Raw genomic sequence first — 12,925 nt, forward strand, 5'->3', positions numbered from 1 at the left:
GCGAACCATCATCTCTGCGCCATCGGTATATAGGGCCGTTTTTCCGGTCCGTTGTACAGGGTCAAAGGCCGGATCAGGATGTTCTGGCGTTGTTGTTCCAGACATTGGACAAGCCAGCCGGGCATCCGCCCGATGGCAAAGATCGGCACGTAAAGGTCCATGGGAATGCCGTGCAATTGGTAGATCACGCCAGAGTAGAAATCGACGTTCACATTGAGGCCGTGGCGGGCGTAGGGCTTCATCGCTTCCACCACCGCCTGCAGGATCTCGTACCACTCCGGCGCGCCCATCTCTTCACCCAGTTTCCGCACCCCGTCGCGCATGTGCCGGGCGCGCGGGTCCTCGGCGCGATAGACCCGATGGCCAAAGCCGGTCACCGCCTCGCGACCCGCGCGCTTTTCCTTCACGTAGGCGGCGGCGTTCTCGGGGGTGCCAATCTCGCGCACCATTTTCATCACGTCCTCAGCCGCGCCACCATGGGCGGGTCCGGCCAGCGTGCTGAGCGCCGTGACCATCGCCCCATGCAGGGTGGCTTCTGTGCCCACGGTCACCCGCGCGGCAAAGCTCGACGCATTCGCGCCATGCTCCGCGTGCAGGATGAAATCCACATCGGCCAGACGCGCGGCATTGGCGCTGGGCCTTTCCCCCTTGAGCATCCAGAGCCAGTTTGCCGCGTGGCTCAACTCCGGGTCTGCGGGCACTGGTGCGCGCCCGTTGCGGATTGCCTCATGCGCCGCGATGATCATGGGCACCTGCGAGGTCAGGCGAATGCCATTGCGCAAGAAGCCATCTTCGCCCTTCTCCGTGCTCCCCGGCTCCAACGTCGCCAGGGCCGACACGCAGGTGCGCAGAACATCCATCGGATGGCCGTCCTTCGTGGCGTGGATCACGTCATGGATCGCATCGGGCAACTGCCGCGCCGCCTTCATCCGGGCATCGAAATCCGCAAGCTGTGCCGCATCCGGCAAATCGCCATGGATCAGCAGGTAACACACCTCCTCGAAGGTCGACTGCTCGGCCAGATCGTGGATCGTGTACCCGCGATAGAGCAGCTCCCCCGCCGCCCCGTCGATATGGCTCACGCCGGAGCGTTCGAAGTAAATGCCCTTGAGGCCACGGTTGATCTTCACGTCATCGCTCATCATGGTGCCTTTCGCAAACGGAGGGGTGTCATGGCGGTTCTGGAACAGTTGATGGAGGCGGCGCGCGCGCGGCGCCCCCGCGTGGTCTTTCCGGAAATGGACGACCCGCGCGTGGCCGAGGCCAGCGCCCGGCTGAGGGCCGAAGGACTTGCGGAGCCGCTGCCCCTGTCCGAGCCGTCAGAGGCGCAGCTGCGCGCGCTGACAGAGGCGCGGGGCATGAAAGAGGGCATTGCCCGAAGGATGCTGACGAAACCGCTGTTCCGCGCCGCCGCCATGGTCGCCGCGGGCGAAGCCGACTGCATGGTCGCCGGAGCCGACAGCCCCACCCGCCGCGTGATCGAAGCGGCCAGCATCGGGATCGGCCTTGCCGAGGGCGTCACCGTCCCGTCGAGCTTCTTCCTGATGCTGTTCCCGGACGGGCGCGAGATGCTTTTTGCAGATTGCGCCGTGACCGTGGCCCCGGATGAAGAGGCGCTCGCCTCGATCGCGGTTGCCTCCCATGCGTCCGCCATGGCCCTGCTCGGCACGGCGCGACCGGCCCTGCTCAGCTTCTCGACCGGAACCTCCGGCGCCGGCGCAAGCGTCGAGACTGTCCGCGCCGCTGCCCGACTCACCGGCTTTCCCGGCCCGATCCAGGCGGACGCGGCGCTGAACCCGCGCGTTGCGACAAAGAAGGGGATGGGCGAGGGCAATGCCAACGTGCTGATCTTCCCGTCTCTGGACGCAGGCAACATCGCCTACAAGTTGGCGCAGGAACTGGCGGGCGCGCAGGCGCTTGGGCCGATCCTGCAAGGCTTCCGCAAACCCGTCTGCGATCTCTCGCGCGGGGCAACGGTGGCGGATATCGTGGCGGCGACGGCGGTGACCGCCGCGCTGGGCTAGGGGACCAAAAGTCTCTGCACGGGTCTTGGCGCGCTCAGACCACTTGCTTGCGCATATCCGCAGGGTCGATCCCAGCCACGACATTGGGCTTTTTCATCGCGTCGCGGCGGAAGGGTTCGCCAAGCTCCTGATTGATCAGCGCCTCGATCAGCGTGGTCACGCCGTGCTCCATCTGATCCTTCACCGCCTGGGCCAGCGCGGCGGTCAGCGCGTCCATCGTCTTCGCCTGCACACCCTTCAGCCCACAGGCCTGCGCGATGGCCGCATAGGACACGCCGTCGTCCAGCTCCGTGCCGACGAAGTTGTCGTCATACCACAGCGTCGAGTTCCGCTTTTCCGCGCCCCATTGGTAGTTTCGGAACACCACCTGCGTGATCGCGGGCCATTCCTCGCGGCCGATCGCCGTCAGCTCCGTCACCGAAATCCCGAACGCCCCGTCCCCGGCAAAACCCACGACCGGCACATCCGGGCAGCCGATCTTGGCGCCGATGATGGCGGGCAGGCCATAGCCGCACGGTCCGAAAAGCCCCGGCGCGAGGTACTTTCGCGGCTCGTCAAACGACGGATAGGCGTTGCCGATGGCACAGTTGTTGCCGATGTCGGAGGAAATGATCGCATTGCGCGGCAGCGCGCTCTGGATCGCGCGCCACGCCATGCGCGGGCTCATCCAGTCGGGCTTGTCCGCACGGGCGCGTTCGTTCCACGTGGTGCCGGGATCATCGTCCTCATGGGTCATTTCGGTCAACTGCTGCGCCCAGCGCGATTTCGTCTCGGCGATCTTCGCCTTGCGCTCTGCGCGCCCGGCCTCGCCCGCGTCCTCGGACAACTGCCGCAGGATGCCCTTCGCCACCTTCGCCGCATCCCCGACGATGCCGACGCTGATCTTCTTGGTCAGGCCGATGCGGTCGGGGTTGATATCCACCTGAATGATCTTTGCCTGCGCGGGCCAGTAGTCCATGCCATAGCCCGGCAGCGTCGAAAACGGGTTGAGCCGGGTGCCGAGGCACAGCACCACGTCGGCCTCCCTGATCAGCTCCATGCCTGCCTTCGAGCCATTGTAGCCCAACGGCCCCGCAAACAGCGGATGCCCGCCCGGAAACGCATCGTTGTGCTGGTAGCCCACGCAGACCGGCGCCTCCAGCCGCTCGGCCAGATCCATGCTCGCCGCGATGCCACCCTTCGACAGCACGACGCCCGCCCCATTGAGGATCACCGGGTTCCTTGCCGAAGACAGCAGCGCCGCCGCCTCAGCCACGGAATTCTCCCCGCCGGAGGAGCGCTCGAATTCGATCGGCTCGGGGATGTCGATATCGACGATCTGGGTCCAGTAATCGCGCGGCATGTTGATCTGTGCCGGAGCGCTGGCCTGTTTCGCCTTGGAGATCACCCGCGTCAGCACCTCGGCCACCCGGGAGGGATCGCGCACCTCTTCCTGATAGGCGACCATATCCTTGAACAGTGCCATCTGCTCGACTTCCTGAAAGCCGCCCTGCCCGATGGTCTTGTTCGCGGCCTGCGGCGTCACCAACAGCAGCGGCGTGTGGTTCCAGTAGGCCGTCTTGACCGCCGTGACGAAGTTGGTAATCCCGGGGCCGTTCTGCGCGATCATCATGCTCATTTTACCCGAAGCGCGCGTATAGCCATCGGCCATCATCCCGCCGGAGCCTTCATGCGCACAATCCCAGAACATGATCCCCGCCTTCGGGAAAAGATCCGAGATCGGCATGAAGGCAGAACCGATGATACCAAAGGCATGTTCAATGCCATGGCGTTGCAGCACCTTCACGAAGGCTTCTTCGGTGGTCATTTTCATCGCTCGGATTCCCTGAATGGCACCGCCCTCGCACGGGGCGCTTTGCGATGCATCGTAGGCTCTGTGGCCCGCCCCGGATAGGGCCAGTTGAGGCACCCGATTATGTCCAAATATCCGCGCGCCGGAAACCGCCGGTTAAACCCCTTTGCTTACACCCTGCGGAATCCTTTCGGGAGAATCCGGAATGCCGAACGTCCTCTCTCTGCTCCTACCTGCGCTGATCCCGTCGTGGCGCTTTTTCAAGACCGTCGCGCCCAGCCCGCGTATCGAATACCGTCTGGACGGCGCACCGTGGTCGGAATGCCAGCATCGCCCGCGCCAAATAGGCCCCGCGCGCATGCTGCGCCGGATGCTCTGGAACCCGCGCTGGAACGAACAGCTATTTCTGGTCAGCCTGTCGGAACGATTGGTCGCGGACCCGGAGCAGGCCGATCACGCGCTTGCGGAGCTGAGCACACGGCTGATCCGCCTCAGCCACGCCGCACCAGGCGCGACGCTGGAATTCCGGCTGGTCTTCGTCGCCCGCGACGGGGCGCAAATCGGCAAATTCATCGAATACGAAAGCCCGCCAATCCCGGTGCCCGCGCATGAGTTTTGACACAGCCCTGCGCCTGACCGAATGCCTGATGGCGCTGGCGATCATCCAGCAGAGCCTTGAGCACCGCGCCACCGAACGGCGCGGCACGTGGATGTTTCTGCTGCGCATTGCGCTTTGTCTGTGGCTGCTCATGGGCCTCATGCCGGGGGCGGCGCTGGCCTGTCTGTTTGCAACGAGCCTCGCTCTGCTGCACCGCTTTCAGGGGCCATACAACGGCGGCAGCGACAAGATGACCCTGCTCATCCTCACCTGCCTGACCGCCGCCCGCCTCGCTCCCGAACGCTATGCCGAGCTGGCCTTTGCCTACCTCGGGGCGCAGCTCATGCTGTCCTATTTCGTCTCCGGCTGGATCAAGGTCATCAATCCCGAGTGGCGCAGCGGGCGGGCGCTGGCGGATGTGTTCCGCTTTTCCGCCTACCCGGTGAGCGAGGGGCTGCGCGCGCTGGCCCATCGCCCGCGCATGCTTTGGCTCGGGGGCTGGGCCGTGATGCTTCTGGAACTTGCCTTTCCGCTGGCGCTTCTGCATCCGCTGGCATTGATGGCTGCGCTCACGCTGACCGCCGCCTTCCATTTCGCCAATGCCTGCCTTTTTGGGCTCAACCGGTTTTTCTGGATCTGGCTTGGCGCATACCCCTCGATCCTGTGGCTGCAATCGCGCCTGATCGGCTAGGCTTCGGCTCGCTTAATCGCCACGGCTTCGCGCAGCAACCCTGCCACCGATTGCCCCCACGCATCCCAGTTCAGGCTCTCTTTATACTCGCGGTGTGCGGAAATCGTCAGCGCGATATAGTCCTTTGGCGCGTCGACGTAGGACATCACCTTATCGGCGAATTCGGTCGGGCCCGATCCGGCCGGCAAGGCATAGCCATTCACCCCGTTGCGGATCGGCACACCGCCCACCCGAAGGCACAGGGACGGCAACCCAAAGGCCGACGCCTCGCAAAACGCGAACCCATAGCTTTCGTAGGATGGCTGAACCAGAAAATGCGCCCGCGTGAGCTCCGCGTTGAAATGTTCAAGATCCGCCGGATCGGCCTTGTCAAGCTGGGGATGGACCGTAACCCATTCGTTTACATGAAAATCTGGTGGCACGCAGCCAATGACAGTAAGCCGCGCGTCGACCCCCCGCGCGCGCAATTCCTTCATGCAATCAAAGGCAATCGGCCCGCCTTTGGCAAACCAGTCACGCCCGATCATCAACAGGCGCACGGGCCGGTTGTGATGAATCTCGGTGCGGCTGAAGGGCGGGGGCGGCGTATCGAGGTTGGCCCCCCACGGCACGAGCTTCGAGCGCGCCTCGCCAAGCCCATAGCGTTGATCGGCCAGATCCTTTTGCCACCGGGACGGCCACAGCAAAAGATCGGTGTTGCGAAAGGTCTCTTGCTCACACCGCTCCACCCACCCATCAAGCCGCCGCCCGATGCGCAGCCAAGATTTGTGGAACTCACCGATTTCCGACATCCGATACGTGGTTTGCGTGGCGTCCGAGGTGTAGGCCGTGACCATCGGGCCGGGCGGTGTGACATGGCACATTGATTGAAACGAATAGGCGCAGAACAGCACATCATACGGACCCCGGGCCAGCTCCCGCTGAAGCCCGCGCGCAATCACGCGCGACAACGCCAGATGCATCCGCCACCGCAGGCGCAGATTGACGGGATCGGGCATTTTGTGAATGAGGCGGCGCAACAGCTCGGCACCATGCCAACTGTGCGACAGGATCGTCACCTCACCCGCGTGCTTGCGCAGCGAATCGTAAATCCGGGCATTGCCACCCGAATACAGGTTCCGATTTAGCGGAGACATATCACACAGATATGCGATCCGCAGCCTGTCCTCACTCATAAGCGCCCCCGCTTTTTCAAGCCGCCTGACTGCCGGGGAAATGCGGCGAAACTGGGGCAAAAGCCCGTGTTTGAGCTCAATCGGCCCAACTGTGGCGGCTTTGTTTCCGATTTCACGCTTTCGGCCCAATGTGGACGCGACATTGCCGCAGGCGCTCATTAGGGTTGACGTTATCCGGCTCCGCGCCGCCCGCAATCCGAAGGCTCCGATGCCCAATCCTGTCGCCTTTCTCGCGCTGGCCATCTGGCCCATCGTGACGGTGCTGCTTTTCCTGCGGCTGCCGCGCGAGCGTGCGCTGATCTGGTCTGTCATGCTGGGCTATCTCTTTCTTCCAGAGCCGCCCGCCGCCTTCGATCTGCCGCTGATTCCGCCGCTGAACAAGCACAACATCCCGGCGGTCGCGGCCTTTGTCTTTCTGCTCTGGCGCAATGGACCGCAGCAGGCGTCGCTGCTGCCGGTGTCCTGGGTCGGGCGGGCGCTGCTGCTGATCTTCATCCTGTCGCCGGTGATGACCGTGCTGACCAACGAAGAGCCGGTCTTTTTCGGTCAGGTCGGCCTGCCCGGGCTGACGCTCAAGGACGCCGCCGCGCTGATCGTCCAGCAATCGCTGCTGATCCTGCCGTTCCTGCTTGCCCGGCAGCATCTTGCCAGCGGCGGCGCGCAGCGGGATCTGATGGTGGCCCTGATGATCGGCGGACTGGTCTATTCGCTGTTCATGCTCATCGAAATGCGCCTGTCTCCGCAGTTGAACCTCTGGGTCTATGGCTATTATCAACACCTCTTCGGACAAAGCATCCGCAGCGGCGGCTATCGTCCCGTTGTATTCCTCTACCACGGGCTTTGGGTTGCTTTCTTCATCATGACCTCCGTTGTATCCGCATGGGCGCTCTGGCGGATGGACGATCAGGCAAGCCGCATGAAACTGCTCGCTGCCGCGCTTTACCTCTCGCTGATCCTCGTGCTGGCTAAATCTTTTGGCGCGCTGCTGTTTGCCCTCTTGCTCGTGCCTGCGGTGCTCCTGCTCAGCCACCTGATGCAGATCCGGATCGCCATCGTAATCGGGGCGCTTGCGGTCTGTTACCCGGTGATGAAGGGGGTGAACCTCATCCCGGAGGAGCGCCTTCTCTCTGCCATCACCGCCTACGAACCAGAGCGCGCCCGCAGCCTCGAATTCCGTTTCGACAATGAGCAGACACTGCTCGATCGGGCTTATATCAAACCGATTTTCGGCTGGGGCAGCTGGGGGCGCAACCACATCCTCGATCCGGTGTCGGGCAATATCCTGACGGTCACGGACGGACGCTGGATCATCCTGATCGGCACCTATGGCTGGGTTGGGTTCCTCGCCGAATTCGGTCTGCTGCTCTGGCCGCTGATCCTGCTCTGGCGCGAGGCAATCCCAAGCCGCAGAGACGCCATTTCGCCCTTCATCGCGCCGCTGTCGCTGATCCTCGCCATCAACCTCGCCGACATGCTGCCCAACGCCACGCTGACGCCGCTGACATGGCTGATCGCGGGGGCGTTGACGGGCTATGCCGAACAGCTCCGCGCCGCGCGCCTGAAAATCCGGCTGCATTCGTCGAAACTTCACTGGCAATCGGTGATGTAATGGCACGCCCGCGCGTTCTGGCCATCGCCGAAGCGGCGAACCCCGAGTGGGTCAGTGTCCCCCTTGTCGGCTGGTCGCTGGCCAGTGCGCTGCGGTCGGTGGCCGATGTGCACATTGTCACGCAGATCCGCAACCGCGAGGCCTTCCTGCGCGCGGGGCTGATCGAAGGGCAGGATTTCACCGCCATCGATTCCGAAGCCTTCGCCCGCCCGATGTGGCACCTTGCCGAACGGCTGCGCATGGGCGAGGGCAAGGGCTGGACCGTGGTTCAGGCGATCAATGCGATCAGCTATCCGCATTTCGAGCGGCTCGTCTGGAAGACCTTCGGCGCGGCCATCCGGCGCGGCGCGTATGACATCGTGCATCGCATCACACCGCTGTCGCCGACGATTTCCTCGTCTCTGGCTGGGAAATGCGCGCAGGCGGGTGTGCCTTTCGTCCTTGGGCCGCTCAATGGCGGCGTGCCCTGGCCCAAGGGTTTCGACGCAGAACGCCGCGCAGAGAAGGAATGGCTGAGCTACACTCGCTCCGCCTACAAACTTCTGCCCGGACGCAGGGCCACGCTGCGTCAGGCCGCCGCCATCCTCGCCGGCTCGCATCACACCGCGACGGAAATCCCGACGGAGCATGAAGGCAAGACACTCTATATTCCGGAAAACGGCATTGATCCCGCGCGCTTCAACCGGATCGCGGCGCCCGATGGCACGCTGCGCGGCGCGTTTGTCGGCCGTCTTGTCCCGTACAAGGGTCCGGACATGCTGATCGAGGCCGCCGCGCCCTTGCTCCGCGAGGGCAGGCTGAGGCTCGATATCATCGGCGATGGCCCGATGCGGCCTCAGCTGGAGCAGCTGGCGCGGGGCCTCCCCGGAATCACCTTTCACGGCTGGCAGGCGCATGAGGCGGTGCAGGACATCCTGAGCCAATGCCATTTGCTGCCGTTCCCGTCGATCCGTGAATTCGGCGGCGGAGTCGTGCTGGAGGCGATGGCGCTCGGCGTGGTGCCGCTGATCGTCGATTATGCCGGACCGGGTGAATTGGTGCAGGACGGCTGGGGCCTGAAGGTGCCCTGCGGCACCCGCGAGGAGATCACAGGGCATTTCGCCCGGACGCTTCGGGCGCTTGCGGACGATCCCTCGGGCCTGCCCGCGATGGCGCAGGCCGCGCGCGCCCGCGTCGCCTCGCATTTCCTGTGGTCGCGCAAGGCCGAGCAGGTGGCGCAGGTCTATGACTGGGTGCTGAACGGCAAACCGGGCCATGGCCCGCAATTCTTCGATTAGGCGTCAGCGCCCTCGCTGGATTTCCTCAACCAGCGTTTCCGCCCCGAGGGAGGCGCGGAAATGCTCTTCCACATGCGCCCGCCCCGTGGCCGACAGCCGCATCAGCGCGTCCGGATCGGTGGCCAGCGCCCGGATTGTCCGCGCCAGCGCGCCGGGGTTCTTCGGCGGCACGAGATAGCCGTGGGTGCCGTCGCGGATCAGTTCCGGCACGCCACCCGCATCGGTTCCGATCACTGGCACGCCCATGGACATGGCTTCCATATAGGCGACGCCCAGAGGCTCGTGCCACGACGCCAGAACGAAGATGTGCGCCTCTTTCAACTTCTCGCGCACGGCCCCTGCGTCGATCGCGCCCAGCAGCTTGACATGATCCTGAAGCCGCAGCTTTTTCAGATGCGCTTCGAGTTCCAGCCGGTAGCCGCCGCCGCCGGCATCATCCTCGCCCGCGATCTCCAGGCGGACATCCACACCCTGATCGAGCAGTTGGCGCATGGCGCTCATCACGTCCTGATGACCCTTGACCACGTTGAGCCGCCCACAGGAAAACAGCCTGACAGGCCGGGTTTTCTCGGGCGGACGATAGGGCGTGTCGCGGCTCAACATGCGGGTGTCGACGCCCATGGGCCGGATCACCATGCGATCCGGCAGCGATCCGGCGAGGGTTTGCTCGACCTCGTGCAACAGCTTGTGCGTGATGATGGTGGCGAATTTCGCGCCCGACCATTTGAAGCGCTGGCCGGGACCGTAATCGGACAGCGGGCCGTGCAGCGTGATCGAATACTCCGGCCCGCCGAGCTTTCTGGCAAAGGCGGCGATCAACGCGGCGCGGCCACAGGAATGGGCGTGAATATGGTCAAGGTTCTGATCGGTCGCATGGCGAAGCAGGTGCTGTGCCGCACCCAGCGCAACCGCCGCGTCCCTGGCAAAACCCGGCCCTTCCCGTGCGATCCAGCCCGGCAACCCCTCGGCCGTCAGCTTGCCCAGCGCCACGGCAGAGGCGACAGGATCGAAGCTGCCGAGATAATCGGTTCTCAGGATCGCATCATCGGACCAGTCATGGGCAATCAATCCCGACGGGGGCTTGCGGGTCGACAGCACATGCACGTCGTGCCCCATCGCTTCGAGCGCGAGAATCTCGCGCCAGAAGAAGATGTGGGTTTGCCCCGGGAATTGAGGCACCAGATACCCGATACGCAGCTTTTGCGACACCTTTGCCTTTGCCTTGGTTGATGGGCAGCGAAACCGGTCTTCCCCAAAAGACGGCTGCCCCGGACTATTCCAGCCGGAACCATGCTTTGGCCATAGTTAACCGGCACCAAGGCGCGGGTGAGGGCTTGTATTTTCTGAATGTGTGGCCCCAAAGGTACGGGGCAATGGTCGAGGTTACGTTGGAAGACGAAACGTCAATGTCGGTGATCGTACCGGCCAACAATGAGGCAGCGCTTATCGGCGGCTGCCTTTCGGCGCTTCTCGGCTCCGACGGGCCGCGAACCGGCGCGGTCGAGATCATCGTCGTAGCCAACGGCTGCAGCGACGACACGGCGGCGCGGGCGCGGGATTTCTCCGACCGGTTCGACGAAAAGCGCTGGCCCCTGACCGTGCTGGAACTGGCGGAGGGCGGCAAACTTGGCGCACTCAATGCCGGGGATGCGGCGGCCAGCGGCGCGATGCGGGTCTATCTCGACGCGGACGTGACGGTCAGCCCGCCACTGCTGGCGCAGATCGCGGAGGCGCTGCACAGCCCGGAGCCGCGCTATGCCAGCGGGCAGGTCCGGATCACGGCGCGGGGTTTCATAAGCCGGGCCTACGCGCGGATCTGGGCCAGGGTGCCCTTCATGGCCGACTGCGTGCCGGGTTGCGGGCTGTTTGCGGTGAACCGCGCCGGGCGGCAGCGCTGGGGCGCTTTTCCGGACGTCATCTCTGACGACACGTTCGTTCGGCTCAGCTTCTCCCCGGAGGAGCGCATCGGCGTCCCCGCCCCCTATGACTGGCCGATTGCCGAGGGTTTTGGCAGGCTGAAAAAGGTGCGGCGGCGGCAGGACGTGGGCGTTGACGAAATCGCGCGGACTTATCCCGCGCTGTTGGACAACGACGACAAACCCGCCTTTGGAACCGGGCGAAAACTGCGGCTCGCCCTGCGCGACCCGATCGGCTTTGCGGTCTATTCCGGGGTTGCGCTGGCGGTAAAGCTGACCAAGGGCACGCAAAGCGATTGGAGCCGGGGCCGATGAATGCGCTGATGGGACGTTTCCGGGGAGAGGGCCTGTCGGCGCGGATCATGCGCTCGTCGCTGCTCACCGTCGGCGGTTTTGGCTTCAGCCAGGTGATCCGCCTGGCCTCAAACCTGATCCTCACCCGCCTACTCTTTCCCGAAGCCTTCGGCCTCATGGCGCTTGTCATGGTGTTCCTCATGGGGCTGGGCCAATTCTCCGACGTGGGCGTCACTCCCGCAATTCTTCAGAGCAAACGCGGCGATGACCGCGACTTTCTCAACACCGCCTGGACCATTCAGGTGATGCGCGGTTTCGGCCTGTGGCTGGTCGCCTGCGCCGCAGCCTTTCCCATGGCCTGGGTCTATGATGAGCCGCAGCTGACTCATCTGCTGCCGGTTGCGGCGCTGACCCTGCTCATCGCCGGGTTCAAACCCACGCGCATGGACACCGCCAACCGCCACCTGCTGCTTGGCCGGGTCACGGTGATCGACATGGGCGTGCAGATCATCGGCGTGCTGGTGGCCGTTGGGCTGGCCTGGCTGACCGGCTCGGTCTGGGCCCTGGTGATTTCCGGCGTTGTTGGCGGCATTGCGGAGGTGGTGGTGAACAGCACATGCCTCCCCGGCGAGCGTAATCGCATCCGCTGGGAGAAACCGGCGGCGGAGGAGCTGATCAACTTCGGCAAATGGGTTTTCCTCGCCACCATCGCGGGGTTCCTGTTCTCTCAGGCGGACAAGATCCTGATCGGCAAGTATCTCGCACTCGATGATTTCGGTGTCTACAACATCGGCTATTTCCTCGCCGCCTTCCCCATGCTGCTTGGCGGGATGGTGACGCGCAAGATCCTGATCCCGATCTACCGCGAGACCCCGCCGACCCAGAGCCCCGCGAATTTTGCCAAGCTGCGCAAGATGCGCTTTGCCGTCACTGCGATGCTGATGGGCATGGTGGCGGTCTTCGCCGCGCTCGGCGTCTGGCTCGTGGCGCTGATGTATGATCCGCGCTATGCCATGGCCGGGCCTGTCATCGTGCTGCTGGCCTGTGCACAGATGCCGATGCTGATCGTGATGACCTATGATCAGGCGGCGCTCGCAGCGGGGGATTCGAAGCGTTTCTTCGTGCTCGCGGCGACGCGGGCCGCGCTTATGATCGGCTGCCTGCTTGTCGGGCTGGAAACCGCCGGTCTTCTCGGTGCCATCATCGGACAGGGCGCGGCGTTTGTGCTCGCCTATCCGGTGGTTGTCTGGCTGGCGCGGCGCATGGGGGCGTGGGACGGCCTGCACGACGCGGTCTTTGCCGGGGTCGGCCTCGCGCTGGCCAGCGGGGCGCTTTGGCTGAACTGGACCGCGATCCTGCAGCTCGCGGGGAATACACTCTAGAGTCTCCCGTTTCCAAAGTGGCAACAATAGCGCTAGGCTTGTGCTACATTTCCGGAATCCGCACTATTTGAGCCAATTACCGCGAGAACTGGGCGACAGCCGGGTCGGATTCCTAAAAAACGCCGCATTTTCCCCGCATCCCTTTAATTTAGTGGTGATGTAGAAAG

At 64.1% G+C, this 12,925-nt stretch carries 11 protein-coding genes; 7 read left to right on the forward strand and 4 right to left on the reverse strand.

Going from position 1 to position 12,925, the window contains the following annotated elements; genetic code table 11:
• Nucleotides 1–8: 8 nt before the first annotated feature.
• Nucleotides 9–1,142: a citrate/2-methylcitrate synthase gene (locus tag ACN2XU_RS08720; protein ID WP_419410041.1), complete on the reverse strand. Its 1,134-nt coding sequence runs from the start codon at nucleotides 1,140–1,142 to the stop codon at nucleotides 9–11.
• A gap of 30 nt (nucleotides 1,143–1,172) precedes the next feature.
• Between ACN2XU_RS08720 and ACN2XU_RS08725 the strand changes: the two genes are divergently transcribed.
• Nucleotides 1,173–2,024 (forward strand): phosphate acyltransferase, encoded by an 852-nt coding sequence (locus ACN2XU_RS08725; protein ID WP_419410042.1) that lies wholly within the window; start codon nucleotides 1,173–1,175, stop codon nucleotides 2,022–2,024.
• Nucleotides 2,025–2,058: 34 nt separating this feature from the next.
• Here the strand turns inward: ACN2XU_RS08725 and xsc are convergent, their stop codons facing one another.
• Nucleotides 2,059–3,837 (reverse strand): sulfoacetaldehyde acetyltransferase, encoded by a 1,779-nt coding sequence (gene xsc, locus ACN2XU_RS08730; RefSeq protein WP_419410043.1) that lies wholly within the window; start codon nucleotides 3,835–3,837, stop codon nucleotides 2,059–2,061.
• Nucleotides 3,838–4,021: 184 nt separating this feature from the next.
• On the opposite strand from xsc, the gene ACN2XU_RS08735 reads away from it, so the two are divergent.
• Both ACN2XU_RS08735 and ACN2XU_RS08740 read left to right on the forward strand, forming a co-directional pair.
• Entirely contained in the window at nucleotides 4,022–4,435 is a 414-nt protein-coding gene (locus tag ACN2XU_RS08735; RefSeq protein ID WP_419410044.1) for a hypothetical protein, read from the forward strand.
• The gene (locus ACN2XU_RS08740) at nucleotides 4,425–5,105 is read left to right on the forward strand and encodes an HTTM domain-containing protein (protein WP_419410045.1); all 681 of its coding nucleotides are present in this window, start codon (nucleotides 4,425–4,427) and stop codon (nucleotides 5,103–5,105) included. Before ACN2XU_RS08735 ends, ACN2XU_RS08740 begins: the two co-directional genes overlap by 11 nt.
• Here the strand turns inward: ACN2XU_RS08740 and ACN2XU_RS08745 are convergent.
• Nucleotides 5,102–6,280, reverse strand: a complete 1,179-nt coding sequence (locus ACN2XU_RS08745; RefSeq protein ID WP_419410046.1) for a glycosyltransferase family 4 protein — start codon at nucleotides 6,278–6,280, stop codon at nucleotides 5,102–5,104. The two genes, ACN2XU_RS08740 and ACN2XU_RS08745, sit on opposite strands and share 4 nt — an antisense overlap.
• Nucleotides 6,281–6,488: 208 nt before the next feature.
• On the opposite strand from ACN2XU_RS08745, the gene ACN2XU_RS08750 reads away from it, so the two are divergent.
• Both ACN2XU_RS08750 and ACN2XU_RS08755 read left to right on the forward strand, forming a co-directional pair.
• On the forward strand, nucleotides 6,489–7,889 hold the full coding sequence (locus tag ACN2XU_RS08750; RefSeq protein ID WP_419410047.1) for a hypothetical protein: 1,401 nt from the start codon (nucleotides 6,489–6,491) through the stop codon (nucleotides 7,887–7,889).
• Nucleotides 7,889–9,166, forward strand: a complete 1,278-nt coding sequence (locus ACN2XU_RS08755; RefSeq protein WP_419410048.1) for a glycosyltransferase family 4 protein — start codon at nucleotides 7,889–7,891, stop codon at nucleotides 9,164–9,166. The genes ACN2XU_RS08750 and ACN2XU_RS08755 overlap by 1 nt, the downstream gene beginning before the upstream one ends.
• A gap of 3 nt (nucleotides 9,167–9,169) precedes the next feature.
• On the opposite strand, the gene epsE is transcribed toward ACN2XU_RS08755, so the two are convergent.
• Nucleotides 9,170–10,375: an exopolysaccharide biosynthesis GT4 family glycosyltransferase EpsE gene (epsE, locus tag ACN2XU_RS08760; protein ID WP_419410049.1), complete on the reverse strand. Its 1,206-nt coding sequence runs from the start codon at nucleotides 10,373–10,375 to the stop codon at nucleotides 9,170–9,172.
• 197 nt (nucleotides 10,376–10,572) lie between these two features.
• Between epsE and ACN2XU_RS08765 the strand changes: the two genes are divergently transcribed.
• Both ACN2XU_RS08765 and ACN2XU_RS08770 read left to right on the forward strand, forming a co-directional pair.
• A complete protein-coding gene (locus ACN2XU_RS08765; RefSeq protein ID WP_419410050.1) occupies nucleotides 10,573–11,397 on the forward strand; it encodes a glycosyltransferase family 2 protein in 825 nt (274 codons plus the stop codon).
• Nucleotides 11,394–12,758 (forward strand): oligosaccharide flippase family protein, encoded by a 1,365-nt coding sequence (locus ACN2XU_RS08770; protein ID WP_419410051.1) that lies wholly within the window; start codon nucleotides 11,394–11,396, stop codon nucleotides 12,756–12,758. The genes ACN2XU_RS08765 and ACN2XU_RS08770 overlap by 4 nt, the downstream gene beginning before the upstream one ends.
• Nucleotides 12,759–12,925 lie beyond the last annotated feature (167 nt).

It is taken from the genome of Pacificoceanicola niger, assembly GCF_048553275.1.
Taxonomy (GTDB): Bacteria; Pseudomonadota; Alphaproteobacteria; order Rhodobacterales; family Rhodobacteraceae; genus Pacificoceanicola.

Excerpts from the sequence above, each read along its gene's own strand:
- ACN2XU_RS08720 (WP_419410041.1), bottom strand. The coding sequence starts at position 1,142 with ATGAGCGATGACGTGAAGATCAACCGTGGCCTCAAGGGCATTTACTTC.
- ACN2XU_RS08725 (WP_419410042.1), top strand. The coding sequence starts at position 1,173 with ATGGCGGTTCTGGAACAGTTGATGGAGGCGGCGCGCGCGCGGCGCCCC.
- xsc (WP_419410043.1), bottom strand. The coding sequence starts at position 3,837 with ATGAAAATGACCACCGAAGAAGCCTTCGTGAAGGTGCTGCAACGCCAT.
- ACN2XU_RS08735 (WP_419410044.1), top strand. The coding sequence starts at position 4,022 with ATGCCGAACGTCCTCTCTCTGCTCCTACCTGCGCTGATCCCGTCGTGG.
- ACN2XU_RS08740 (WP_419410045.1), top strand. The coding sequence starts at position 4,425 with ATGAGTTTTGACACAGCCCTGCGCCTGACCGAATGCCTGATGGCGCTG.
- ACN2XU_RS08745 (WP_419410046.1), bottom strand. The coding sequence starts at position 6,280 with ATGAGTGAGGACAGGCTGCGGATCGCATATCTGTGTGATATGTCTCCG.
- ACN2XU_RS08750 (WP_419410047.1), top strand. The coding sequence starts at position 6,489 with ATGCCCAATCCTGTCGCCTTTCTCGCGCTGGCCATCTGGCCCATCGTG.
- ACN2XU_RS08755 (WP_419410048.1), top strand. The coding sequence starts at position 7,889 with ATGGCACGCCCGCGCGTTCTGGCCATCGCCGAAGCGGCGAACCCCGAG.
- ACN2XU_RS08765 (WP_419410050.1), top strand. The coding sequence starts at position 10,573 with ATGTCGGTGATCGTACCGGCCAACAATGAGGCAGCGCTTATCGGCGGC.
- ACN2XU_RS08770 (WP_419410051.1), top strand. The coding sequence starts at position 11,394 with ATGAATGCGCTGATGGGACGTTTCCGGGGAGAGGGCCTGTCGGCGCGG.